At 41.6% G+C, this 24062-nt stretch carries 17 protein-coding genes, 7 pseudogenes and 1 riboswitch; of the genes and pseudogenes, 13 read left to right on the top strand and 11 right to left on the bottom strand.

What is annotated here, in order from left to right; genetic code table 11:
• The first annotated feature begins 83 nt into the window (after positions 1–83).
• The 3 genes from ACFFAP_RS06295 to ACFFAP_RS06285 all read left to right on the top strand — a co-directional run bounded on the left by ACFFAP_RS06295 (position 84) and on the right by ACFFAP_RS06285 (position 2291).
• A complete protein-coding gene (locus ACFFAP_RS06295; RefSeq protein WP_375510418.1) occupies positions 84–305 on the top strand; it encodes a hypothetical protein in 222 nt (73 codons plus the stop codon).
• A 20-nt stretch (positions 306–325) separates the two neighbouring features.
• Entirely contained in the window at positions 326–916 is a 591-nt protein-coding gene (locus ACFFAP_RS06290; protein WP_375510417.1) for a hypothetical protein, read from the top strand.
• A 484-nt stretch (positions 917–1400) separates the two neighbouring features.
• The gene (locus tag ACFFAP_RS06285; RefSeq protein WP_375510416.1) at positions 1401–2291 is read left to right on the top strand and encodes a hypothetical protein; all 891 of its coding nucleotides are present in this window, start codon (positions 1401–1403) and stop codon (positions 2289–2291) included.
• A gap of 164 nt (positions 2292–2455) precedes the next feature.
• Here ACFFAP_RS06285 and ACFFAP_RS06280 read toward each other — a convergent pair whose 3' ends face one another.
• Entirely contained in the window at positions 2456–6592 is a 4137-nt protein-coding gene (locus tag ACFFAP_RS06280) for a filamentous hemagglutinin N-terminal domain-containing protein (RefSeq protein WP_375510415.1), read from the bottom strand.
• A 44-nt stretch (positions 6593–6636) separates the two neighbouring features.
• A complete protein-coding gene (locus ACFFAP_RS06275) occupies positions 6637–8019 on the bottom strand; it encodes an AAA-like domain-containing protein (RefSeq protein ID WP_375510414.1) in 1383 nt (460 codons plus the stop codon).
• A gap of 206 nt (positions 8020–8225) precedes the next feature.
• Between ACFFAP_RS06275 and ACFFAP_RS06270 the strand changes: the two genes are divergently transcribed.
• A complete protein-coding gene (locus ACFFAP_RS06270) occupies positions 8226–8393 on the top strand; it encodes a hypothetical protein (RefSeq protein ID WP_375510413.1) in 168 nt (55 codons plus the stop codon).
• On the opposite strand, the pseudogene ACFFAP_RS06265 reads toward ACFFAP_RS06270, so the two are convergent.
• Positions 8361–8699 (bottom strand): annotated as a pseudogene (locus ACFFAP_RS06265) (FMN-dependent NADH-azoreductase); the annotation flags it as partial. The gene ACFFAP_RS06270 and the pseudogene ACFFAP_RS06265 overlap by 33 nt on opposite strands.
• A gap of 105 nt (positions 8700–8804) precedes the next feature.
• Here ACFFAP_RS06265 and ACFFAP_RS06260 point away from each other — a divergent pair.
• Positions 8805–9059, top strand: coding sequence for an antibiotic biosynthesis monooxygenase family protein (locus ACFFAP_RS06260; RefSeq protein ID WP_375510412.1), 255 nt, complete (start codon positions 8805–8807; stop codon positions 9057–9059).
• A gap of 129 nt (positions 9060–9188) precedes the next feature.
• Entirely contained in the window at positions 9189–10196 is a 1008-nt protein-coding gene (locus tag ACFFAP_RS06255; protein ID WP_375510411.1) for an LLM class flavin-dependent oxidoreductase, read from the top strand.
• Positions 10197–10207: 11 nt separating this feature from the next.
• Here ACFFAP_RS06255 and ACFFAP_RS06250 read toward each other — a convergent pair whose 3' ends face one another.
• From ACFFAP_RS06250 to ACFFAP_RS06225, 6 genes and pseudogenes are all read right to left on the bottom strand, one after another.
• Positions 10208–10492: a hypothetical protein gene (locus tag ACFFAP_RS06250; protein WP_375510410.1), complete on the bottom strand. Its 285-nt coding sequence runs from the start codon at positions 10490–10492 to the stop codon at positions 10208–10210.
• Positions 10443–10577 (bottom strand): IS1 family transposase, encoded by a 135-nt coding sequence (locus tag ACFFAP_RS06245; RefSeq protein ID WP_375510409.1) that lies wholly within the window; start codon positions 10575–10577, stop codon positions 10443–10445. Before ACFFAP_RS06245 ends, ACFFAP_RS06250 begins: the two co-directional genes overlap by 50 nt.
• 135 nt (positions 10578–10712) lie before the next feature.
• Positions 10713–11489 carry a hypothetical protein gene (locus ACFFAP_RS06240; protein ID WP_375510408.1) on the bottom strand — a complete coding sequence of 259 codons (777 nt, stop codon included), beginning with the start codon at positions 11487–11489 and terminating at the stop codon, positions 10713–10715.
• A gap of 22 nt (positions 11490–11511) precedes the next feature.
• Positions 11512–11767 (bottom strand): annotated as a pseudogene (locus ACFFAP_RS06235) (IS701 family transposase); the annotation flags it as partial.
• Between the two features lie 957 nt (positions 11768–12724).
• Positions 12725–12853, bottom strand: coding sequence for a hypothetical protein (locus tag ACFFAP_RS06230; RefSeq protein ID WP_375510407.1), 129 nt, complete (start codon positions 12851–12853; stop codon positions 12725–12727).
• A gap of 243 nt (positions 12854–13096) precedes the next feature.
• Positions 13097–15748 (bottom strand): glucosidase, encoded by a 2652-nt coding sequence (locus tag ACFFAP_RS06225; protein WP_375510406.1) that lies wholly within the window; start codon positions 15746–15748, stop codon positions 13097–13099.
• Between the two features lie 114 nt (positions 15749–15862).
• Positions 15863–16013: riboswitch (cobalamin riboswitch) on the top strand.
• A 382-nt stretch (positions 16014–16395) separates the two neighbouring features.
• Here ACFFAP_RS06225 and ACFFAP_RS06220 point away from each other — a divergent pair.
• Positions 16396–16611, top strand: a pseudogene (locus ACFFAP_RS06220) (TonB-dependent receptor); the annotation flags it as partial.
• Positions 16612–16685: 74 nt separating this feature from the next.
• On the opposite strand, the gene ACFFAP_RS06215 reads toward ACFFAP_RS06220, so the two are convergent.
• Positions 16686–18014, bottom strand: a complete 1329-nt coding sequence (locus tag ACFFAP_RS06215; RefSeq protein ID WP_375510431.1) for a group II intron reverse transcriptase — start codon at positions 18012–18014, stop codon at positions 16686–16688.
• A gap of 46 nt (positions 18015–18060) precedes the next feature.
• Positions 18061–18624, bottom strand: a complete 564-nt coding sequence (locus ACFFAP_RS06210) for a reverse transcriptase N-terminal domain-containing protein (RefSeq protein WP_375510405.1) — start codon at positions 18622–18624, stop codon at positions 18061–18063.
• Between the two features lie 720 nt (positions 18625–19344).
• Here ACFFAP_RS06210 and ACFFAP_RS06205 point away from each other — a divergent pair.
• The 6 genes and pseudogenes from ACFFAP_RS06205 to ACFFAP_RS06180 form a co-directional block, all read left to right on the top strand.
• Positions 19345–19890, top strand: a pseudogene (locus ACFFAP_RS06205) (TonB-dependent receptor); the annotation flags it as partial.
• Positions 19891–20060: 170 nt separating this feature from the next.
• A pseudogene (locus ACFFAP_RS06200) lies at positions 20061–21401 on the top strand (transposase).
• Between the two features lie 13 nt (positions 21402–21414).
• Positions 21415–22119, top strand: a complete 705-nt coding sequence (locus ACFFAP_RS06195) for a hypothetical protein (protein ID WP_375510404.1) — start codon at positions 21415–21417, stop codon at positions 22117–22119.
• Positions 22120–22263: 144 nt separating this feature from the next.
• Entirely contained in the window at positions 22264–22461 is a 198-nt protein-coding gene (locus ACFFAP_RS06190; protein ID WP_375510403.1) for a hypothetical protein, read from the top strand.
• A 248-nt stretch (positions 22462–22709) separates the two neighbouring features.
• Positions 22710–23586, top strand: a pseudogene (locus ACFFAP_RS06185) (IS630 family transposase).
• A 104-nt stretch (positions 23587–23690) separates the two neighbouring features.
• A pseudogene (locus ACFFAP_RS06180) lies at positions 23691–24011 on the top strand (transposase); the annotation flags it as partial.
• Positions 24012–24062: the final 51 nt, after the last annotated feature.

Here is a 24062-nt window from a genome sequence, read left to right as displayed (position 1 = left end):
GGAATTGAAAATATTGATGGAGAATTAAAATATACAGGTACGATTTAGCGATCAAGCATCATAAAAAGCGTAGACGCAAAGCGGTGAGCCAATCCGGTGGACGGGTTCCCCGGCATAAAGGAACTGGCGTTAGCGGTAGCGGTAGCGACGTAGGAGCGTCACCCGTAGGGCTTGCCGTAGACATCGCTACAGAAGTTCATCTAGAACAGATTGACTTGAAAAACAGATCACGATCTGATTTCGGTCGAGGTCGTCAAGAAACCTTTTGCTATTTCTGGATAAGTTTTGGCAACACAAATGTGTAATTAATTAGGAGAACATCCTCATGTCTAATCAAGATGTCGTTAATCAAGTTGTCGTTAAGTTTAATGATAAATTTTATCTCAAACACGAGAGCAGTAAATACTTGATTGCGGTTGAACAAGGACGCTACAACTGGCCGAAGTTGAGCCAAGAGAAAAAAAAATTAGCAAAACTTGAACTTGTGGGCGGCAATGGCGAGCTTCAATCCAACAGCCGCATCAAAATCACAACGACAGAATCAGCAATAGGCAACAATAATGTTTTGGGAGCTTTTGCGGATAGCCATGATTGTTACTATTGGCAAGATGGCTATGATGAGGATAAACAGAGCTGGCAGATTACTAAAGCTGCTGGCGATGCAGGTCCAATTCACTATGGCGATCGCGTTCGCATCAGCAACATCTCCTACAGTAATCAAAGGCTAGCTCCCGATACAAAGTACGATGGTTATATAACTACCGTGGAAAATGCTGAGGACTCGTGGATCTTAGCACCTGCTCCCGCCGTAGACAGTTCCGGTTCTTATAGAGGTTTAGACGATACGGGGGAACATGATCCGGAAGAAGTAAGTGATGGAGAGGATGAGGATGATCATGTTCCTACTTGGTTCTAATTCATCTGTACTACCGTCTTTTTCTCGTTCGTCGTCGTGGTTTTGCGTCGTGTTGCGTGTTTGACGGCGACGACGCGGAATAAGTTCCGGCTCTACCCCGGAATTCATTTCCTCTCAAAGCTGCCTTTCCTCCCCTCTAGGAGACTGATTTGCCCGGATGAATTGCCTCCGCAATTGACCTCACAACGGGGCTTTCCATTACCTGGCACCGTGATGGGGAGTTCTTGAGCAGGCTTGCCGTGACTTGTACTGAGCTTGTCCTGAGCGTAGCCGTTCGCGCAGCGTCCCGTAGGGAAGGGCGTAGTCGAAGTAGCGTAGCCGAACGGGGACAGGAGACGGGGGAGAGGGAGATGGGGAGAAGAAAAGCTGAGTTGGGTTGACTGACTGCTCAAACAGCTTTCAAGGATAAGGAAATGGTAACAGTAATTTATTGACTTTACTTAAACTCAGCATGAGCAAGGAAGTTCTGATGATTAATAGTGATATGAAACGCAAGCGTCATTTTGCCATGCAGAAAGTTCATGATGCGATTAAGGCTCACGGTGGAACAACATTACTCAGCACGGGGATCACTGGCGATGATGCTCGGCTGGCTCTAGCCGCTGTGGAAGCTGGCGCGAGGCTGCTCGAACCGAATCATCCAGCCGTCGCCTTGGCTCGTGGATACAAAGGTGTCACATCCATGCACGATGCTGAGTTACTCCGCCATGAAATTCCGATTGAGGAAATGGTTACTGTGGTAGAAGGAGTTCGTAACGTCGTCAGTGATGATATTTTTATCACCGTAGGTGCTCCGGGCACTTTCACCGAAACAGTGCCGACACCCTTTACGGATAAGGAAGCAATGCTACTCTCTCTCGCTGGGGCAGATGGGCTTCACGTTCACAAAACCACGTGGGAAGATTTGCGCGATATAGTCAAAGTGGCACATCGCAATGGCTTGGTTGTAGATGCCTATATTGCCCATCCCAGTGATCTACATTTGTTTGGCATCCCAGCCGAAACACCGAAAGAGGTTGCTCTAATTGCGAAAGAGATGCAAGAAATTGGTGTAGACATGATTGGTTTGACGACTGGCATGAGCTACGAGGGTGTCGCTGCCGGCGAAATTGCTTTGCCCGTTCAGGAGCGATTGAAAGCCTTGGTTAATTCTGTAACTACACCTACTCTGGCAGAAGGTGGCATCAACATCAAAAATTTTAAAGCATTTATTGGTACAGGCGTTAATATTCTGGTTGTTGGCACGGCTATAGATGATATGGCACGTGAAGCCGTTCGTTTTGCTGTAAAAAGATTTCTCCCAGATTTTGAGAACTTCAAAACGCCGATAATCTTGCCACTTGCTGACAGCACTGCTTTCTCTAAGAATCTGTAAGGTTCGTAAGTCTCATAAATGTCTTAAGGTCACACTTAGCTGTTGATGGTTTAGTAGTAGCTTTGATAGTTCAAACCTCAGATATAATAGAAGTTACGCATTGTCAGAAAGCTGAGATTATGCAGCCAAGCCCAACTTTTGTGATAGGTGTTCTAAAATTCTGATCAATTCCCACAATCACTTTTATTTCTCCCACCATCAGGTTGTATTTGGGTGGTAATATTTGCCACCAATTCCACCTGTCCTAGTTGATTAATCATCCATCCAGTAGCTTCTAGTAATGGTGGTTGCCCTTTTATATCTGGTACTTTTCTATGGCTGATTTGCTCTGATTTATTTGGGGAATCTGCACTTACTCGCATATCCTGTAAAACTACCTGACCACGCAACACTTGGCGGGGATCTTCTGGTAAGCCTCCCCGTCCGCTAATCACAAAATTCGCCGACTCGTTGCTGGGACAACCTGCGACAATTTGATTTGCAGGGTCGGTAGGCACAGAAGGCAATTGAGTTAATCCTCTGGTAGGGTCAACATCTGGAGTGTTGATATTAACCGTGCCGTTGATGCCTAATTGAGAACTGGCGGTGATGTCACTATTTGGGGTGAGTTTATCACTAACCTGTAAGCCAAAAATACCTTGGCTAGTAATGTTGATATTCCCACCATTTCCAGCAAAAGCATTGGCGGTGATGTCGCTGTTTTCTTGCGGGACAGCAACAATAAATCCACTATTAATATCCATATTGCCACCATTACCACCGCCACTGTTTTCTATTCCTGCACGGGTGGAAATTTGACTATTATTTCGTAAAAGTAAGTTATTGGCAACCTTGAAGTTGATGTTACCTCCTTGTCCAGAAACGCTGGTAGCAGTGATGGAACCTTGATCAAAAAAAATTGAACGGGCATCAATATTGATATCTCCAGCATTGCCTGTTCCTAAAGCACTAACGGAAATGGTTGCGCGATCGCGGATATTTAAGTCACCATTGGGAATGTTGATATTAATGTCTCCCCCGTTTCCCGAAGCAGTTTGAGCCGAAGAAGCAAATAAGCCTGAGCCGAAACTCTGCTGGGAGGGGTCAATTAAATCAATGGACTCTAAAGCATTAACTGTTAAATCCCCGGCTTTTCCAGAACCAAAGGTAGTAGTAAATACCTGTGCGCCCCCTTTGGCTGTAAGTTGACGCGCTGTTAAGTTAACATTGCCAGATTCGGCATTGGTTAATGTTCCTGTACCAATAAAAGAGTTATCTAACGCGAAAGTATTACTGCTATTGATGTTAATATTCCCTCCCTGTCCTTGACCCAAGGCGGTAGTAGCAATTATGCCACTATTGCGGCTAAGAAAATCCAGAGTTTGAATTACAACATTTCCGGCTTTACCTTGGCCTGCACTCACAGCAACGATTCCCTGGTCAAAGTTAGCCAGGCTGAGAGTACCCGCATAAGCTGGATTGATAATTTTTTCTTGCAAGTCTGCAAATCCATTTCCAGCAACTTCTACAGATTTGGTGGCGTTGATAGTAATATCACCTCCGTTACCAGCACCAGCTGTAGAAGCGTTAATCCTACCGTTATCTAATTGCAGAGTGCGGGTATTAATTGTAATGGGTGCGCCATTTCCTTGACCAACGGTAGCGGTGGTAATCTCTCCTCCTTGGTGGACAATTAACTCCCCAGTCGTAATATTCAAAGGCCCAGCATTACCAATCGGACTCAAGGAAGCTGTTGCGATGCTACTGGGAAAACTGCTATTGTCAGCGAAAGTCCCCACAACTTCTACTTTGTCGGTAGCGTTGAGATTTAATGTTGCTGCATTCCCCTCTCCTGTAGTTGCTGAGGAAACGATGGAACCATCACGGACATTTAGTTGTTTAACTGATAAAGTTAAGTTGCCAGCATTGCCCGTACCAGCTAGCGCCGTTGCATTGATTATCGACCTATCAGTGAGCGTTATATTATCAGCATTGATTGTCAAATTCCCGGCTTGCCCAGAACCAGCAGTTGCCGTTTGAATCCCGGCAAAATTCTGCAACAATATTTCTGTAGCATTAATTGTTAAATCTCCGCCATTACCTGACACTGGGAACGTGCTAATTCCACCTGCATCTTGAAGCACTAAGCGCCCAGTGTTAACTGTCAGTTTGCCAGAGTTGCCACTTCCAAAAGCATTTGTGCTTATACCTACTCCTGTTCCTTGTATAAGTTGGCTCACCAATTGGCTAGGGGTAAGTATTGGGGTTGTGAGTTGACGACCGATAAGTTCTACGGATTCTGAAGCATTGATTGTTAAATTCCCGGCATTACCCGTTGTGTTTTCGTCAGTACCAGTACTTATGGAAGTTCCTCTAAAAGGGAAAAAAGCTGTTGGATCTTGGCTAATGCTCAACCGACGAGCATTGAGGGTAAAATCCCCAGCATCGCCGCTAGCACCAGTAGGAAGATTTACAGCCAACGCCGCATCAGAATTTGTACCAATATCGCTTGTCCGCATTATTACATCATCTGTAGCATTGAGGATCATATTTCCCCCTTTACCTGTACCCCTGGCTAAGGCGAAAATAGATGTAGTGTCTAGAAAGATTGAGCGGGCGGTGAGGGTAATGTCATTGCCTTTATCAGCACCTAAGTTTGCATTGACAATACGAATATTATGACCAGAGAGGATATTACCACTAGTAAAAGTAATTTTTCCTGGTATATCTCCAATAGAAGCGATATTACCTGAGCGAGGAAAGTCGCCTGCGGCATTGAGGCTAAGATTACCTGCGGCTAGTAGTGAAATATCTCCTGCTTGCTGTTGAGCATTAGCTAACAGATAATTAGTAGTGGTAATTCCGCCTGCGGTGCTGTTGATAGTGATGTCACCGCTATTATTAGAGTCGGTGGTATTGGGTATGTTGAAAAACCCACTAATTAAATTACCAGTTGTAATATCATTGATGGCGTTTAGAGCAATGTTGCCACCATTACCGCCACTTTTTGCAGAAATGATAGATGCATCGGTAGTATTAATTTGACTGGTTTGCCCAAACTTTCCGGATGTAATAGTTGCATTCCCGCCATTGGTGAGGATTTGAGAACCTGGGTTCATGAAAAACTGCGCTACTCCAGGATCTCTTTCAGTGGCGATCGCATTTTCATCGTTAATTTTGGCGTTAAAATTACCACCATTGAGAATAATACTGCGGTTGGGATTAATGGTGAGCGATCGCCCCGCTTCTAAGTTAAGATTATTTGCCCCAAGTCCAGTGATATCATCATCAACAGTAATATCATTATTAGCCTGTAAACTAACATTATTTAGCACTAATGCTTGGCTTAAACTTTGACCGCTAACAGTACCCCCTGGTTGAATGAGAATATCTTGGGGGTCAAGCAGGAATGTACCAAAACCATTTACAGCGCTAGTATCCACAGTACCAGCAAATTCCACCCTGCTACCTGATATTTCCACAAAACCACCGTTCCCAGAATTTTCACCACCACGGGCGCTAATATTACCCTCAAAATGCGTCAAATCGTTTGCTTTAATAATTACAGTGCCGCCATTACCATTTTTGAGAGCATCAGTGTTAATCTTGGCATTATTTAATAAGCTCACCTGATTTCCTAAAAGCTGCACAGTTCCCCCTGGTACAATTAGAGAACCAGTGCTAGTAATTTTATCTCCTTGTAAAGTCAGAGTTTGCCCAGTACCTAAAGTTAAATCCCCTGCTACATTAATCTCTGCTTGTTGTTGGTGGAAGGCATTAGAAAATAAAGCAGTTGGTTTAATTGTTAGTAAATTACTATTTTGCGGTTTTGTTGCACTAAATAACCCATTTTCTCCTAATTTAATTGCATTCGCAGTACTAGCTAAAAAAGAACCTGCAATATCTAGTTGGGCATTTTTACCAAAAATAATCCCATTAGGATTAATCAAAAATAAATTTGCAGCACCATCCACACCTAATATGCCGAAAATCTTAGAGAGATTATTTCCTGTAACACGAGTGAGAATATTGCTAATACCCGCCGGATTAACAAAATAAACCTGCTCCCCTTCATTAATATTAAATTCTTGAAAACTATGAAAAAGATTACTACCGCGAATTGCACCTCCGCCGATTAATTCACGAATATTTTGAGGGGTAATGGTAGATTTTTCATTTCCCAAAGTGTTATCGGGTATTATTTGAGCATTAACTGGGTTAAAACAGGTAAGAGAATAAGTAAATATATTACTTACAAATAAGATTGTGAAGATTTTAAAATACCAAGAGTACTGTCTATAAAAAGTTTTTAATTTTAACATGAATTAACTTATTTTTATTTGAAAGTTACATCACCCTGACTTGTTTATTCAATTGATGTACTTGTTGATTCCGAACGAGCTAAACTTCCTGAATTATTAATAAAATAATCACTAAAATACTCTTTATATAAACCACAGCTAACTGTTGCAATTTTGTTGTCTAGATATATCAGCCCCAAACTTTTTAACTTAAATGCTACTTCTTGCTCTAAGGTAATTGGTACAGTTGACCTAATAACCTGTTGAAAACTATCAACTAAATCAAGACTTTGCAAAAGAGAGTATAACTGATTGTGCAAATGTTCGCTAAAAATTCCAGTATCAGTCGTGGCATTTTGTACTAAAGTGTCCACAGGAATTTGATGTTGAACGCTATGATAAAACGCCAGTCGCACCAAATAGGGAAATCCTCCCGTAAGCGCCATTAATTGTTCAAATTGCACAGATGTTAGTTGGAGTCCGTGACGTTGTGCTAAATCCTCTACCTGCAATCTTGTAAAAGAAGGTAACTCAATTCCTAATCCTACATTAAAAGGAGATTTATTTATATCTAAATTAATATAAATGTCGGTGGATTTAACAATTAAAACTCGCAAGTTATGCCAAATTGATATATCTCTAGTTTCTTCATACCATGAGCGCAATAGTCCCAAGAAATCACGAGTCAATTGAGGATATTCAAACAACTTATTCACTTCATCTAATGCTAAGATAACCGGACTAGAGATTTCTTGTAACACATAGCCTTGAAAATAAATAGTACAGTTCATCAAATTACCCATATCGTCGTCCCAATATTCCTCTAGCTTTGACTTGATTCCTAACTGATGAGTAATATTGGCACAGAACCAACGTAAAAATTTTTCTAATGAGCTAAAAACTTCTGTTTCAGCGCGATGTAAACTTAGTCTGACAGTATGATAATTATGCAAACTACCATAAGCAAGGATTCTGCTCATTAAAGAAGTTTTCCCCATCTTTCGCGGCGCTTTGATGTGGATAAACGCACGAGGTTGGAGAATTTCTTGATAACAGACTTCTTCTAAGTCCCGTTTAATATACAAGCTAGAAGAAAGCGAAACTTGTCCTTCTGGATCTTCTAAAACTATTTTTTGCAGCATCAGTGTAGGCTGAGACATTGTTTGCAAAGATGAACTGTCAAGTCGTTGCTCTAGCACAGCACGACAATTAGTTCGATTAACTTTCTCGCCAAGAGTATTAGAAAGTAGTTGCCACAATTTAGGAGCAACTAATTGCCTGATATATTTCTCCGAGTAGTTGTTTTCTATAGCAATTTGGGCATAATTTTTTTTTGTTTCCAATAGAGATGCTGACAAAACAGCTTTTTGGATAAATGAGAGAGATTTTCCTGTTTTATCATTAATTAATGCTTCCGTCAATTGGATAATTTGTTCTATGCTCCTCATCTTTTTAAAAATCAAAGATGTTTAAAGTTTTCTTTCTTTTCATATCAATTTACTTAAAGCAGGGGCGCAAGGCAAGACCTTGACTGTTTACACATTTTAACCTAAAAACACAGATAAAATCTAACTTGTATAACTATGAATTACGTACCTGAATCGATTAGATACTGTAATGGAAGCACTAACTATAGAGATGAGACAAGAAATAAATGCAGCAAAACATCTCCTATCCGTGCCTTAAACCTCAGGCTCAACATTTTTTTGACGATGCTCAACAAGCTATTGCTGCAACTTTAGATTTTCGACAATATCTGTATGCGATCGCTCAAAACAAAAAGCTACACTCAAAGGCTGTTGAGGATACCCCACTGAAGTGATTGCCAAGTTTCTACAACTTGTTGAATGGCTTCATGAGCAGTTGCGATCGCCAGTTGCCGTTCTTCAGCCACCATTGCCAGATTTTCGGCATGAATAAATGTGACATCAGTTACACCAATAAAGTCAAATACTGCCCGCAAGTAAGACTCTTGAAAATCGAATGGTTCGCCTACATAACTTCCGCCTCGTGTCGTAATTACCAGTGCTTTTTTATCTTTTAACAGCCTTTCGTAACCATCAGCACCCACCACAAACGTCCGTCCGACTCTCACAATCTGATCGATGTATGCCTTTAAACTGGCAGGTACACTGTAGTTAGGCGGCTCGCTTGAATATAAATCGGGTGTATATTTGAGATCGCTTCTGTGGTAGCTTCCTAAGCGTCCAAAACGTCAATATTAAAAGGGGGGATGATGACCACAATCTCGAAAGACAATCAAGTTATCACGCTCATTAACGTCTTCACCGTCGAGCCGGAGAACCAACAAAGATTGGTCGAGATGCTTGTCGAGGCCACCGAAAAAACGCTGAAGCATTTACCTGGCTTTGTCTCGGCCAATATTCATAAGAGTTCGGACGGGATGCGAGTGACGAATTATGCCCGGTGGCGTGATTGGAACAGAGGTACAAGTTTACAACCTCGTCTCCCGGCAGTGGCAACCTAGGGTAGTAAAGGAAAAAATTGCTTTACCGACCTTTTTATACAGTACCAAATTAAAATAAAACGTTTCGCTCCCCGCCCGCTTGCGATTAAAATTGCAATGCTTTGGAACACAATCATAAAAATACTTATTATGAAAACAGGACTTTTCTGTAATTACGAAAATCATTACCAAAATGCTCATCGTGTGATTTTTGAGCAAGTGACGTTAGTCAAATACGTAGAAAGCTTGGATTTTGAAGAAGCTTGGATAACAGAGCATCATTTTAACGATTTCAGTGTTAGCCCATCAACTTTAGTGTTAATGGCACACTTAGCAGGCATAACTCACAAAATTCGATTAGGTTCAGCAGCATTATTGCTGGCATTTCATAACCCAATTATTATTGCACAAAGCATTGCTACGCTGGATAATTTGTGCAACGGACGACTTTCTATTGGAATTGCTAAGGGGGGTCCCTTCCCCGAACAAAACAAGCATTTTGCTACTTCTATGAGTGAATCTCGCTCTAAAACTCTAGAAGCAATAACACTGATTCATAAGTTGCTATATTACACTGACGTGTCATTTACTGGTGAATATTATCAGTGTCTTGGTGTGACTATTTATCCAAAACCTTTGCAGAAATCGATTTCAGTATATGTAGCAACTAGCGATGATGACACGCTTAAGTTTAGTGCTGTCAAATCTTTTGGCTTAATGGGAGGAACACAGTTTTCTTTAAATACTCTCAAAAGCAATGTTACGAAATATCGTGCTATTAATTCCAGTGGTTCCGATCGATTGATGCTAGCACGGTTCTTTTTTGTTGCTCGCACAAATGAAGAAGCAGTGAGTGAAGCGTTGCCTTTTCTGAGGATTTTTAGCCAGAGAATGAAAGCTGTTAAAAATCAAGTTCAAAGTGGCGATAATCACAGCCAACATCTGATGCCAATTAGTGGGCAAAAAGCATCTTTTAATGAAGATGATTTACTGGAAAACTCAATTATTGGTGATGTAACTACCTGTCGAGATAAAATCAAACGATTTCAAGATGAACTGAATTTAGGCACTCTAGCACTCAATCCCTGCTCATTAGACCTGCAAAAAAAACTCGAAAGTTTGGCACTTTATAACCAAGAGGTGCGGAATTATGTCTGAAGAAGCTGCGATCACTTAATCCTGATTCGCCTTAACTGGGCGGTCATCTTCTGCTTTGGCAATTTTGTAGTAATAATTACCTGCTTTCCCAAAGTGATGTGTTGTCCGGGAAATTTAGCAAAGGCTGTTATTGAAGGCATCGCTGAGTGAATGCCAAATTTTCTGGCTTCATAGCTGGCTGCTGCAACCACACCTCGTTCATTAGGACTTCCACCGACCACTAAAGGTTTACCTCGGTAGCCAGGTTTATCCCTCTGCTCTACCGATGCTTGGACTTTCGACAAATTGTCGCCCACAATTTTGACATTTGAACCGTTGTTTTTCGTGGTGAGTGCGTCCATTTTTGACTATGTTGTTTGAGTTGCATTTAGGACAGTGCATAGCTCCTGTATTGAACAACGCTTCCTTCTTTTATCATTACTATGCACTACTATCAACAAGAATCATACTTTTGATTAATTTTAATTCAAAAAATGTAAGGATCATTACATCAAGTTTATACTCTTTATTGTCTAATTATTTTTCTTTTTTCAAGGCTAAAGTTGCACCTAAAACTCCTAATATTATACCCAAAATCGATGCATTCTCTGGAATTTGTGTTACGTTTAATTTCACATTATCGAAATTAATTTCTATCCCATCACTCTGTAAAAGATTCAGCAATCGGATTTCTAATGGTTTTTCTAAGTTTGGGTTATTAGCTGAAGTAATATAGGAAATACTAGAGGTAACAAAAGCTCCTTCTGTTATACTCATGTTATTAAAATCCTGAGTAAGTAAAGTTCCTCCAGCTAATAATTGAATAGCATAGCCAGGGAAACCATCTAAAGTGGTGAAACCATTCACAGGTGGAATATTGGCGATTTCAACCTGTAAGGTATATTTCGTATTAGCTGTCAATAGACTGGTAAGTGTTTGTGATATTCCCACAGCACCACTTCCAGGTGGATAAGTGAGGTAAACATATCCAACATTATTACCTTCTGGAGCTTCGTTAAAATAAACGTCTGCTGTAGGATTATATACACCATAAATTGGCTCACCACGACCTATACTGGCAGATGTCAGGTTAGATGGATCATATAATGTCCAGCCAGGTAATACATTAATAGTAAAGTCTCCTTCTCCTATTATTGGTTCTTCAAAACCTGCATTAACTATACTTAAACTTTCTGCATTTGCTGTAGGAGTTTTAGTGATAGCTACAATATTTATAGATGCACAGATAGCAGCAATATAAGCAATTTTTGTAGATACTTTTTTGGATATCATAATTTCAGTTGTAGATAGCATAAGAAATAATTTAGGTGCAATCTTTACGTTTTTTTAATGTATCTCCTGACCAATCTGAATTCGCTAGAAAATGATGTAACGACGCTCGCTGAGTTTATACTTACCACCTTTGCTATTTCTGGTAACGATTTTCTTTTTATCGTTGATATTATTCCCAAATGTAAATATTTAAAGCACTCATAATTTCTTACCTCTTTGAATAGGTCTTTATACTCTGCACAATATTCATCTACGATCGCAACTGTAGGGTGAGCATTTCTTGCCAAATGTTTCAGGATTTGTAATTATACATCCATTGCCCTACTTACCTGAAGAGAGTTTTCTATGCATGATTCTTTTATTCAGAATACTCGGAAAGTGACACAAGAGGGTTAGCCCTCTTCTGTCACTTTCCGAAAACATTTGCCATTTGTGAATTCTAGAGCTTTTATCTACCAAGCGATGGCTTTGCCCGCCGCAGGCATCGCTCGATTATTTCCTAATAACAAATACAAGACCTATTTTTTTCTAATAGAAAAGCCTGTATTGACTGACTGATAAAGCTTTCATAGATTGGCTGCTCGAAAAGTGACAGAAGAGGGTTAGTACCGTATTGCCCATAACACAAGCATGACCAGGAGCATAAGGTAAGTTATCTATCTTTATATTCCAAGTCTTGGGCATAGTTTATTTGCAAGGGAAGTGGAATTTATATGTTAACCAAAACCCTGACCCTGATATCGTATTTCTCGAAATGCCGAGTACTGTTAGAGATTCGACTACAACATATCTCAGCATCTGGGTAGTCAAATTATTTAAACCATAATGTCTGCTGGCACACCTGAAAAGCCGAATTCACAATACACATTATGGTTAATTTGTACAGTGCGTAAATCTAGTTTAGATAAAGAGTACTTAAACTCTTTATGTTTAGGTACTCCCTTTATGGAAAGCTCTTTGAAACTATCAAATAACAGTTTAGTTGCTGCATTTATTTTCCAAAACTTACTTAAGATAGACTATTATTCATACTTAAGTTAGTTGCAAAAAGTGCTACTTCTCCACACTCTTCACCGCCTCTTGCCACATGGTCATTTCAGCAAAACACTCGAATATCAAAAAAGCACGTTTTAATCACCATTTTAGCCAATGGCTTTAACTGTTCTTAGGCGATCGCTATTAAACGAAAACTGTTCACTCCTTGCTGGTAAGGGCTGAAATCCTTGTTTTTACGTTCGTTATCGAAAGTTTGTGATTTACTGATTTAATACATGGCGATATGGTGCATGAGGCATTCCTTTACCACGCTGGGATGCCTGCTTAGGAAATATATCCTCAAATAACTTCCATTCCAGGTCGCTCAATCCGTTAAAACGTCCAGCCATCAACTGACACACCCAACTCAAATCAAAAATAGATTACCACAATCTTATATTAGTGGGATAGGATCGAAACACTTTAATGCAACACCTGCTCAAAATACGTGTTAATGATTGGCTCTCATGCCAGTATTCCGAAAAGCAATCGCTTGCGATACCGAAAATAAATAACTAATTTATTTTTCGGTGTCAAACAAAACAGCAGGATTTCTTGATTAAAGACCCGGATAGTCATACAGTTCGGTTAAATCAGGATAAGCTTTCGCCGCACCGATAAATTAATTGTGCAATCACTCCTGTCCAGCCAGTTTGGTGGCTTGCTCCTAAGCCAGTACCATTGTCACCATGAAAGTACTCATTAAATGTGAGCAAATTTCGCCAATGGGGATTGTTCTGAAAAATCTTGATAGCACCGTATACAGGTCGATCACCATCAGCATTTTGTTGAAAAATACGTTCAAGTCGTTTTGACAAGTTAATCGCCACTTCTTTGAGCGTCATCCATTCTCCAGAACCAGTTGGACATTCTACTTTGTAGTCATTTCCTAAATATTGATCAAATTGGTATAGGGCTTCGATAATCAGATAATTCATCGGAAACCAAATCGGCCCACGCCAGTTAGAATTGCCGCCAAATAAGTTATTTGTAGATTCAGCTGGTTCATAGTCTACCCGATACTCCTCGTCGTTGACGTGCAAGATGAATGGATGCTCGGCGTGAAATTTCGATACAGAGCGAATTCCGTAGGGACTTAAAAACTCGCGCTCATCCAACATCCGCCTTAAGATGCGCTTTAGCTTATTGTTATCTAAGATTGCCAGTAAATGGCGCTGGTGTTCGCCTTCGGTGTGCATACAGGCAATTCCAGTTGTCAGGTCTGGGCGATGTTTGATAAACCACTCGGTTCGCTCCCTGAACCCACTGAGTTTTTCTAGAGTTTCCAGTTCCAACGTTCCTACCGCAAATAGGGGCACCAAGCCAACCATTGATCGCACTTTCATCGGGCAGTGATGCCCATTTGGGAAGAGCAACGCATCGTAGAAAAACCCGTCCTCCTCATCCCAGAGGACAAGTTCATCGTTACCAATGCCATCCATCGCGGCTGCAATTCGCAGAAAATGCTCGAAGAATTTACTGGCAATGTCTTCGTAGATAGGTTCATCCACAGCAAGCTCTAGGGCAATGGTCAGCATATTCATGCAAAACATCGCCATCCAGCTTGTGCCGTCTGCTTGCTCTAAATCACCGCCTGTTGGTAAGGTAGCACTGCGATCAAACACGCCAATATTGTCCATGCCCAAAAAGCCGCCCTGAAAAATGTTTTTCCCGTCGGCATCTTTGCGGTTGACCCACCAAGTAAAGTTGAGCAGCAGCTTTTGAAATACGCGTTCGAGAAACTGTTTGTCAGCGTGACCGTAGAACTTCTGCTCAATCTGATAAACTTGCCACACTGCCCAAGCGTGTACAGGTGGATTAACATCGCTGAGTTTCCACTCATATGCAGGCAACTGCCCGTTCGGATGCATATACCATTCCCGCGTCAGGCGTTGCAGTTGTTGCTTGGCAAAATCTGGGTCAATCATTGCCAAAGGAATCATGTGAAATGCCAAATCCCAAGCAGCAAACCAAGGATATTCCCAGGTATCTGGCATAGAGAGAACATCATCAATATGCAGATGTACCCAATCAGCGTTGCGAACACTCCAACGCGAATCGGGAGGAGTTAGAGTAGTCTGGTCACCTTTGAGCCAATCTTCGATTACGTACAGATAAAACTGTTTGCTCCACAGCATCCCAGCAAAAGCCTGACGCTGGATGGTGCGCTTGTCGTCGGGTAGGGGAAACGGCGTAATCCGTTGATAGAATTCGTCGGCTTCTTTGATGCGATCGCCTAAAATTTGCTCAAATTCACCGCCAAACGGATCGGCAATACTGGAGGAATCCGCCAGCCGCAAGCGTACAGTTTGCTCTCCTCCCGGTGGAATGATCAATTTGTAGTCAGCAGCAAATTTTGTGCCGATCTGGTTTGGATTTACTGCATCCTGGCGTTCATGGACTACATACTCATGGAAGCCATCTTTAACGTAAGGTGAGGCATTTTCCACGCCATACAGCCGCTCAAAATTCGTTTCATTCTCAGTAAACAAAAGTTCTGCTGCGCCTTGACAGTAGAGCCAATAATTGCTCATGCCAGGGTGAGACGCTTCAATGATGCTCAAATCTGTCTCGGATTTCAGCACCTTTAATACTGGTTTTTCACTATTGCCATTCCATGACCAGGTATTGCGAAACCATAGTGAAGGCAGCAGATGTAATGGCTTGGCTTGGGAACTGCGATTGGCGATTGTAATTTGAATTAATATGTCTTCAGCAGAGGCTTTGGCGTATTCGACAAACACATCAAAGTAGTGGTCTTCGTCAAATACACCCGTGTCAATCAATTCAAATTCTGCTTCCTGCTTGCTGCGGCGACGGTTTTCTTCTACCAACTGTGTATAGGGAAATACCTGCTGCGGATATTTGTACAAGCATTTCATGTATGCATGACTTGGCGTGTTGTCAAGAAAAAAATAATATTCCTTAACATCTTCACCATGATTGCCTTCGCTGCCGGTTAAGCCAAACATCCGCTCTTTGAGGATTGGGTCTTGCTCGTTCCAGAGGGCGATCGCAAAACACAATCGTTGATGATTGTCAGAAATTCCGGCAATTCCATCTTCACCCCAACGGTAAGCACGCGATCGCGCATGGTCATGAGGGAAGTAGTCCCAAGCTGACCCGTCGTGGCTGTAGTCTTCCCGCACTGTCCCCCATTGCCGATTACTCAGGTAAGATCCCCAGCGTCGCCAGTAGGCAATGCGTTCACGGTCTTGTTGCAACCGTTCTTCTTCAGCTGTCATGATTTCCTTCATACGTGTTAACTGTAGTACAAATATAATTCCATATCCAGTAAGTGATATGGAAAATTAAAATTGTTACTAATCGAAATTTACATGCAGACAATAACTATGGTAATGTGACACATGACTGTCGGTTCTGATGGGGAGCAGCCATCAGGCGCAAGGGGGAAAGTTCGGTGTAAATCCGGCACTGTCCCGCAGCTGTAATGAGACGAAGAAAACGTGTCTCAAAGTCAGAATGCCCGCCGACTCACTTTAGACACAAAAAATTTATCTGCGAGGTACAGATGATACATATCATTAATAAGTTTCATGGGTACAAGTATTGTTTTAAGACAGTACCCTCTGCAAGTTTTACTAATTCGCTTCGCTGTTAGTAACGACACTCAATTTTAGGTTGTCCTATAAGAATTTGGGTATCCATAAGGAATACCACAAAGTCTTTTTCGCTATCCAAATAGTATCCGCCATGATTTTAGGTATGGCAATGCATTGCAGCAAGCTAGTTAAAGCCTAAATCTTAAAAATTCAACAGCACAAATAAATACCTGTTTTTACTGAAAACGAGGAGTTTCATGTCCACTTCCCGTATAGTTACTTCTTGTGAATTTTTCTCAAAAATCTTCGTTTTTACCGCAATCTATGGGATGGTATGTGGAGGAAATGTAGCGATTGCTAATCAAGTTCCACAAATATCTGAGTTTCCCAGGTATGAAGGTTCAGCTTCATACTTACAACCAGTTGCACAAGTAACACCTGAAAATACTCCAGCATCCACAGAAGAACCAGATATTGAATTAACAGTCATTGAGAAGCTACTCAATGAACCCGTTTATTCACCCTTTCGCCGCGAGGGGACAGTGGTTAGGGTCGAGGTGTGCATTGCTGCAACACCCCTCCCTTCCGAAACCGTGCGTGCGGCTTTCACCGCACACGGCTACTCAGTGTGTTGTCCATTTGTCAATAGGGACTTCCTAACAGCATGACCTATGAAACTAGGGATATCGTTAATCCACTCCCAGTCAAATTTCTCCCAAAATTGAGAAAGTTTCTTTAAGAATCTTGAGTGGTCTTTCCTCCTAATTTCTTTAATGTCTAGTGCGGTCTTTTGGTCGTGACAATGCCGATGTAATAGTTGCAGATTTTTGTATTCATCCTTACCACATAGAGCCTTGGGGATGATGTGGTCTGTTTCTAAAACATCCCAATCTTGAAAGCTTAATCCACACCAGGGACATTTACCCTTTTGTTGTTTTAATAACTTAGCCTTACGATTCGGCATCTCAGGGTGTTTCCCTAGTCTTGTACTCCAGTAAACTAGGTCGCCATCGTAGGGGCTTTTATCGCCTTTAACTTTCACATAATCGGTGCTACTGCTGCCAATATCCTTATGTGTTAGTAACCGAAGGGGGTTCGCCTTCCCTTCTTTGGTTGCGAATACCCAGTTATTATTGCCTATTGAAATCCAATATTTGATGTGACCATCATTTATGTTTTTTTTACAACGGCGTTTTGCCCATCGTCGAAGTTTCAGGTATGTGAGGTAGTCTTGCTTTGACAATTCTCCAACGGTTTGGGCGTCGGAGTTTGTGTAGAAAGAAGCCCATCCCCGTATTACAGGGTTAAGGTCACGGATTAGCGCCGCTTGAGGCGATGCCATGTGCCTTGTAATGATTCTTCCTATTTCCTCGATGTGAACCTTACTTGCCTTCGTGGATGGAGTGATGAGGGTGTTAAAACCTAGTATTTCACCTTGAGCATTTATACTGCTCCGGTATTTCCCGGCTGGGTATTGTTGGATGTGATGACCTAGAAAGTCAAATCCGGCTTTACCATCCTCGCTTAATTCAGTTTTGAATGTGTGAGTTAGCCGAGTTTTTTCGGGTTTTAATTCAAGTCCAATACCAGTTAACCATTCCGAGATGATCTCTCGGCATCTTTGGACAACGGCTTTATTTTCATGGAGTATCACAAAATCATCCGCATAGCGGATTATATTGGGGGGTTTAAAATGTGTCCCCTTACTGTGAAACCAGGTTTCCCGCATTGTATAATTCATGTCGGGAAATTCCTGTTTTATCCGTGTTTCAATACCGTGAAGGGCTATGTTCGCAAGAAGTGGACTTATTACCCCACCTTGCGGTGTTCCCTCAGATGTGGCAGTGAAAGCTCCTTGATCTATTACGCCGGACTTAAGCCATGCTTTTATTTGTTGCCTGACCTTACCTTTGATGTTAAGCTTCTGGAGCAATACCTCATGGTTGATGCGGTCAAAGCATTTGGCTATATCCGCGTCTAATACGTATTTAGCCTTACCTTGAATAACAGAGTTTAATCTGTTTTACAGCATCGTGGCATGACCTTCCTGGTCTAAAACCATAGGAATTTGGTTCAAAAACCGCTTCCCATTCTGGCTCAAGCGCAGTCTTTACTACAGCTTGTAGTGCGCGGTCGTACATGGTGGGTATGCCAAGGGGTCGTTTTTCTTCTCTCCCAGGTTTTGGTATCCAGATCCTACGTGTAGGGCGGGATTTTCCTGTGAGTTTTAATTCCCCAACCAATTCCATACGCGCTTCTGGGGATAATGTTTTTACACCATCCACACCTGCCGTTTTCTTGCCTTGGTTTTCGACTGTAACCCGTCGTACCGATAATGCTTTATTAGACCAAGACCTCATGAGTGTCTTCTGGAGTTTGCGAACTTGCTTGACATCACCACGGCGGGAAGCAGCATAAATGCGTTTTTGCATCTTAAAAACATATCTCTCGGCTTGTCGCCAATTGATAGTTTTCCATCCCTCAGTATTCATGGTTGAATCCGAATTAGGCTTTTGCATTGCTAATTGTGCCTCTAGCTTTCCCACACTGCGGCTCACGTTTGCATATCCCGGCAATTACGCCATCCCTTTTAAGGCATTACCCGTTGATTTGGGTTGGGCATTAGCTTCTTGAGCCATCCTTTCCTCTTGTTGCGTGTAATTTGACACCTACCTGATACCAAGTTTCAGGAGCATACAAGAGGGTTACTTCGTTCCCACTATTCATAGTTGAGTCTTTAGGGCGTGTCTCTCCACCGGGGTTATAAGAGGTGCCCTATCTCGGTACCATAATCCTGATAGTCTTTTACCCTTGCCGGATATTTCTGACCCAAGAGATGTAAGCTTATTTCCCTTGGCGGGTGGTGACGATGGTTCATACGACACTTTGCCTGCTCTACCCATAGACTCTTGCTAGCGGCTTGCACTTTCAGCTATTACTGCCTCAACCGCTTTCACTCCCGCTTCTACATCTGGGTCGTCAATCCAGATACAGGGGAAACTCCTCACCTACCTCGCGGTAGGGGCGCTGTGTGCTTTCAATCCCGCACCGGGACAGTAGGACTTGGTGTATTCTGGACTGGGTTATAATTCAAGTTGAATAACTTCAATCTTTCCCTTCCTCCTCTAGCTGTCTAAGCTATTGCTTGGCTAGATTTTCTCACCTACATGAATAGTGAGTTGTCATTGGTTGAGGATAAAAGTGCGAACTCTACCCGATTTGGGTTACTCAACCAAAGCCAGCCGTCCTCCCTTGTCGGGTTTAGGCTGAACGAATCGCACAAAGATTCTACCCGTCCGGTTTACGTAATTACAGGTGAAGAGATGGAAGCGCAGGGTGCTAAAACTGTCAGAGAAGCGCTAAAATTCCTGACAGGTATCTTGCCTGATGGTACTGTTGGCACAGAAGTAAACGCCTTAAGCGGTCAATTTATCCGAGGTTCTAACTCTGCACAAGTCTTGATTTTGCTTGATGGTAGACCAATTAACGAACTTGGTTCTGGTGGTTTTGACCTTTCAGAATTTACTACCAATATCGTTGAAAGAATCGAAGTATTACCAGGTGGTGGTTCTACCCTTTATGGTTCCGATGCAATTGGAGGGGTGATTAACATTATCACTCGTCGTCCTACAGAAAAAGTGACAACGCAAGCAGGTGTTAATTTTGGTGCGTATGGGTTAAATCAGCAGACTATCAACAGTAGCGGAAAAATAGGAGATATTGGTTGGGTTGTGGGATATAACCGTACCGAAGCTGAAAATAATTATCCTTTTTCGATTCCATCCGCTAATTTTGAGGGAACCAGGAAAAATAATGATGTTCTCTCAATACCTTAGCCAAAATAAAAGGATGAAGAGAGAGAGCCGATGTAATAGAGTTATTGTCTTCGCATAAATTTCCAAGCTTGGGTGCGATCGCAAACTTTGAAGAGATAGGGCTGCCATAGTAGAGTTATTGTCTCTCACAACGACAACTCAAAAACCACAATCAGCCCATGCCCGATATCTTATCACTGCTACAATGCTTGCTACCGCAGATCAACGCTACGACGATGTGGCAATTGAACCAAATAATTTTGGCTATGTTAGCAATGAGCGGCCGAGTCACCATGTTGGGAATGTCCCGTTGGGCAGGGATTGGCGGTAGTTATCGGACAATGTTGAGATTCTTTCATACAGTAATACCTTGGGCGACTTTGTTTTGGCTATTTTTCCGCAAGCATTTATTACGTGCGAATGAAGTATATTTGCTTGCAGGAGATGAAGTTGTAGTCAGCAAATCGGGTAAAAAGACTTATGGATTAGATAGATTCTTTTCTAGCCTAGCCAATAAACCGATATCAGGATTATCTTTCTTTGTATTATCATTAGTGAGTGTTGAACAGAGACACTCGTTTCCGATTCAGATAGAACAGGTAATAAAGAAAGATACTCAAACAAAAAGTACCTCGGCAATCGAGAAACCAAACAAGAAAGAAAAACGTGGGCGTGGGCGACCAAAAGGAAGTAAAAACAAAAATAAAAAGGAAGTGATATTAACATCTGAATTAATACTAATTCAAAAAATGATTAGTTCACTATTCAAGTTATTAGCTAACTCTATTCCCCTGACCTACTTGGTAGTAGATGGTCATTTTGGTAACAACAATGCTTTGCAGATGGCTCGGCAAGTCAACTTGCACAGAATTTCCAAATTGCGCCATGATTAAGCATTATACTTCCCTTATGAAAATCCTGACTCCAATAAACGCTCTCGTCATAAATACGGTGACAAGCTAGACTATCGTAATATACCTGACAAATATTTATGTAAAAGTGCTATTGAGGATGAGATTCAAACTGATATTTATCAAGCCACTCTTCTTCACAAAGAATTTGCCCAGGCTCTCAATGTAGTGATTTTGGTCAAAACCAATCTTAAAACTAATGCTTCCAGCCATGTAATTCTTTTTTCTAGCGACCTAACTCTGTCATTTTAAAAAATTATCGACTATTACAAACTCCGTTTCCAAATCGAGTTTAATTTTCGGGATGCCAAGCAGTTTTGGGGATTAGAAGATTTCATGAACCTGAGCCAAACTGCCGTGACTAATGCTTCTAATTTAGCATTTTTTATGGTCAATTTGTCCCACTATCTTCTCGCTGATTTCCAGCAACTCAATCCCGGTTCTGGCATTATTGACCTTAAGGCTTACCATCGTGGTTTTCGATATGTTCGTGAAATATTAAAAATGCTTCCCGAAATCCCTGAGCCTATTTTATTAACCCAGATTTTTGCCAAGCTTACTGCTTTAGGACGTATTCATCCCGTTTCCACTGGCGTTGAACCCTCGTAAATTGGCAGAGGTATTGATACAAGACGTTCAGTTACGTGGCAGCGACGAAAAGATGGTGGAGTTTAAGGCACTGGCCCTAAAGCATCGGCACGTTATCAAAAATTACTTGAATGTTAGTATCTCTGAAGGACTCACCCCAATTGCGATCGCACAAAAGCTGCTTGATAAGATTGACTTAAAACTGGACTATGTGGGTCGGCTTGGTTCACGAGACAACCGGGAGTGCGTTTATCAGTTTGTTATACCCGATGATGAGCGTGATTTGATTTTCGAGCGGTGGTTAAATCGGGATGAAGCATTTGTATTAGCCAGCGCCCAAAATGCTGTTTCTGATTCCGTGTCAGGCACTAATAATATAGTATTAACCACACCAGTCATTGACACCACCTCACAGTTAATCCCCAAAAGTACTTCAGTGGTGTCAGGCACGAATAATATAGATATAGCAACATCAGCCATTGACACAACCTCTCAAATTTTAGAAGAGGTAGTGTCCAGTTCCCAATTCCTTGGATGGAAGGGGCTGATGCTGAAAATAAGGCAGGGGTTGGACAGCGCTGGTTCCTTCTACCAAGAATTAGTCTCCACAATCGGCTCGGCTGTTGGCGTTGCTGATGGTGAGCCTTACTGGAACAGATGCCTGGGGCAATGGCAGGTTTGGGTCAGCTTTACGGACGGGTGTAAATCTGTGGTCTGTGATTGGCTCAAAGCGGCTTAGACCAGTAAAGCAAAGCTTAATATTGATGCGTTAGAGTTAGGTAATCAAGCCAAGAATAGATTGCGATCGCTACTCGACAGCTTAAAATTAAAAGTACATCATCCTCCAAGAGATACTGTCCATACACCTAAGAAATGTAACTTTATGCAGATAGAGCAGGTAGAAAAAGAGATAACCACGATTCGTTTGAGTCAAGAAGAAGTGGTAATTATAAACAATGCTTTAAATGAGGTATGCAACGGATTAGATATGAGCGAGTTTTCGACTCGAATAGGTGCGTCAAGGGCAAATGTGGAGGAGTTACTTTTCCAAATAGGGAAAATCATTGATGCAATGAAGTAGATAAATTATTTAGCTCAACAAGCTCGGTCTTTTTACTGAGTTAAATAAATTTGCTTCTTACCTTAAGTTATTGTAGTATTGCAATTCATCTGAAGGTACAAACATTGTACTTGTGTCGGAATTAGCTGGATCAACAATAACTACAGTGCCTTTGTTAGAACTAGTACCGGGTAAATATAGCAATCGCCAGTACAGTTAGGACGTAGACTAGAAAGAGTGTTGCGTTCCGAAATTAGGACTGATTACCAATGGCAAACCCTTACAGTTACGATTTCCGCCGGAAGGTAATTGAAGCCATTGAATTGAACGGGCTAAAGAAAAGCGAAGTAAGTGAACTGTTCAACATCAGTCGAAACACAATTAATTTGTGGCTGAAACGCTTTGCAGAAACTGGAGATTTCCAGGCCAAGCCCAATCAATCGCCTGGACATAATCAGAAAATCACCGCAGCGCTCGAAATTTCGAGCTTTTGTGAAAGTACACGGGGATAAGACTCAAGCCCAGATGGCACAATTATGGGAAGACGAGATTAGTGCGCGTACTATCTCCCGTGGGTTAGAGAAAATCGGATTCACGCGAAAAAAAAGACCTATGGTTATCAAGAACGAGACGAGTACAAACGAAGTTCGTTTATTGCTCAGATAGCAAAGCTTGAAAAAAATATGGTTGTCTATGTTGATGAGTCTGGCATGGATAATCGAGACGATTATGGCTATGGCTGGAATCAGAAAGGAGAGCGCTTCTATGCTCTCAAGTCTGGGCGGCGTCAAGGGCGGGTGAATATGATTGCCGCACTGTGTGATCAGAAGTTGATGGCTCCTTTCACTATTGAAGGTTCAAGGAAACGAGATGTGTTTGAAACCTGGCTAAAAACTTGCTTAATCCCTGTACTCAAACTTTTGTCAAGTTGTGACGATGGACAATGCTACCTTTCATAAAGGTGGATGTATTGAACAATTGATTCGAGATGCTGGCTGTGAAGTTTTGTATTTGCCAGCTTATTCCCCAGACCTCAACCGAATTGAGAAATGCTGGTCTTGGCTGAAAAGTCGAATTCGCAAACAAATCCAGCAGTTTGATTCTCTTCGAGAAACGATGGAATCTGTCTTGCGTTTAGCGTCCTAACTCGTCCTAACTCATCTGGCTATTGCTATAACCCTCTTCTGTCACTTTCCGGGTATTCTGAATAAAAGAATAAAAAAATAAAACTCTGAAAGGTAAGTAGGGCAATGGATGTAGAATTACAAATCTTGAAACATTTGGCAAGAGATGCTCACCCAACAATTGCTACCATAGATGAATATTGTGCAGAGTATGAAGACCTGTTTAAAGAGGTAAGAAATTATGAATGCTTCAAATATTTACATCTGGGAATAATGTCACAAATTAAAAGAAAATCATTGACAGAGATAGCGAAACTTGTAAGTATAAACTCCGCACAGTCATTACATCATTTTTTAGCCAATTCAGATTGGTCATTAGATAAATTAAAACAACGAAGATTAAATAAACTCAAAAAAGCACTAGATGGAAATGCGATTACAGTAGTATAGCGGTTCTCAGTTGGGTGAAATATAGTAACAGCAGTGGGTGAACCATCC

Source organism: uncultured Nostoc sp., assembly GCF_964245575.1.
Taxonomy (GTDB): Bacteria; Cyanobacteriota; Cyanobacteriia; order Cyanobacteriales; family Nostocaceae; genus Nostoc.
The sequence above is the reverse complement of the archived record's forward strand: the minus strand, read 5'-3'. Positions and strand labels throughout refer to the sequence as shown.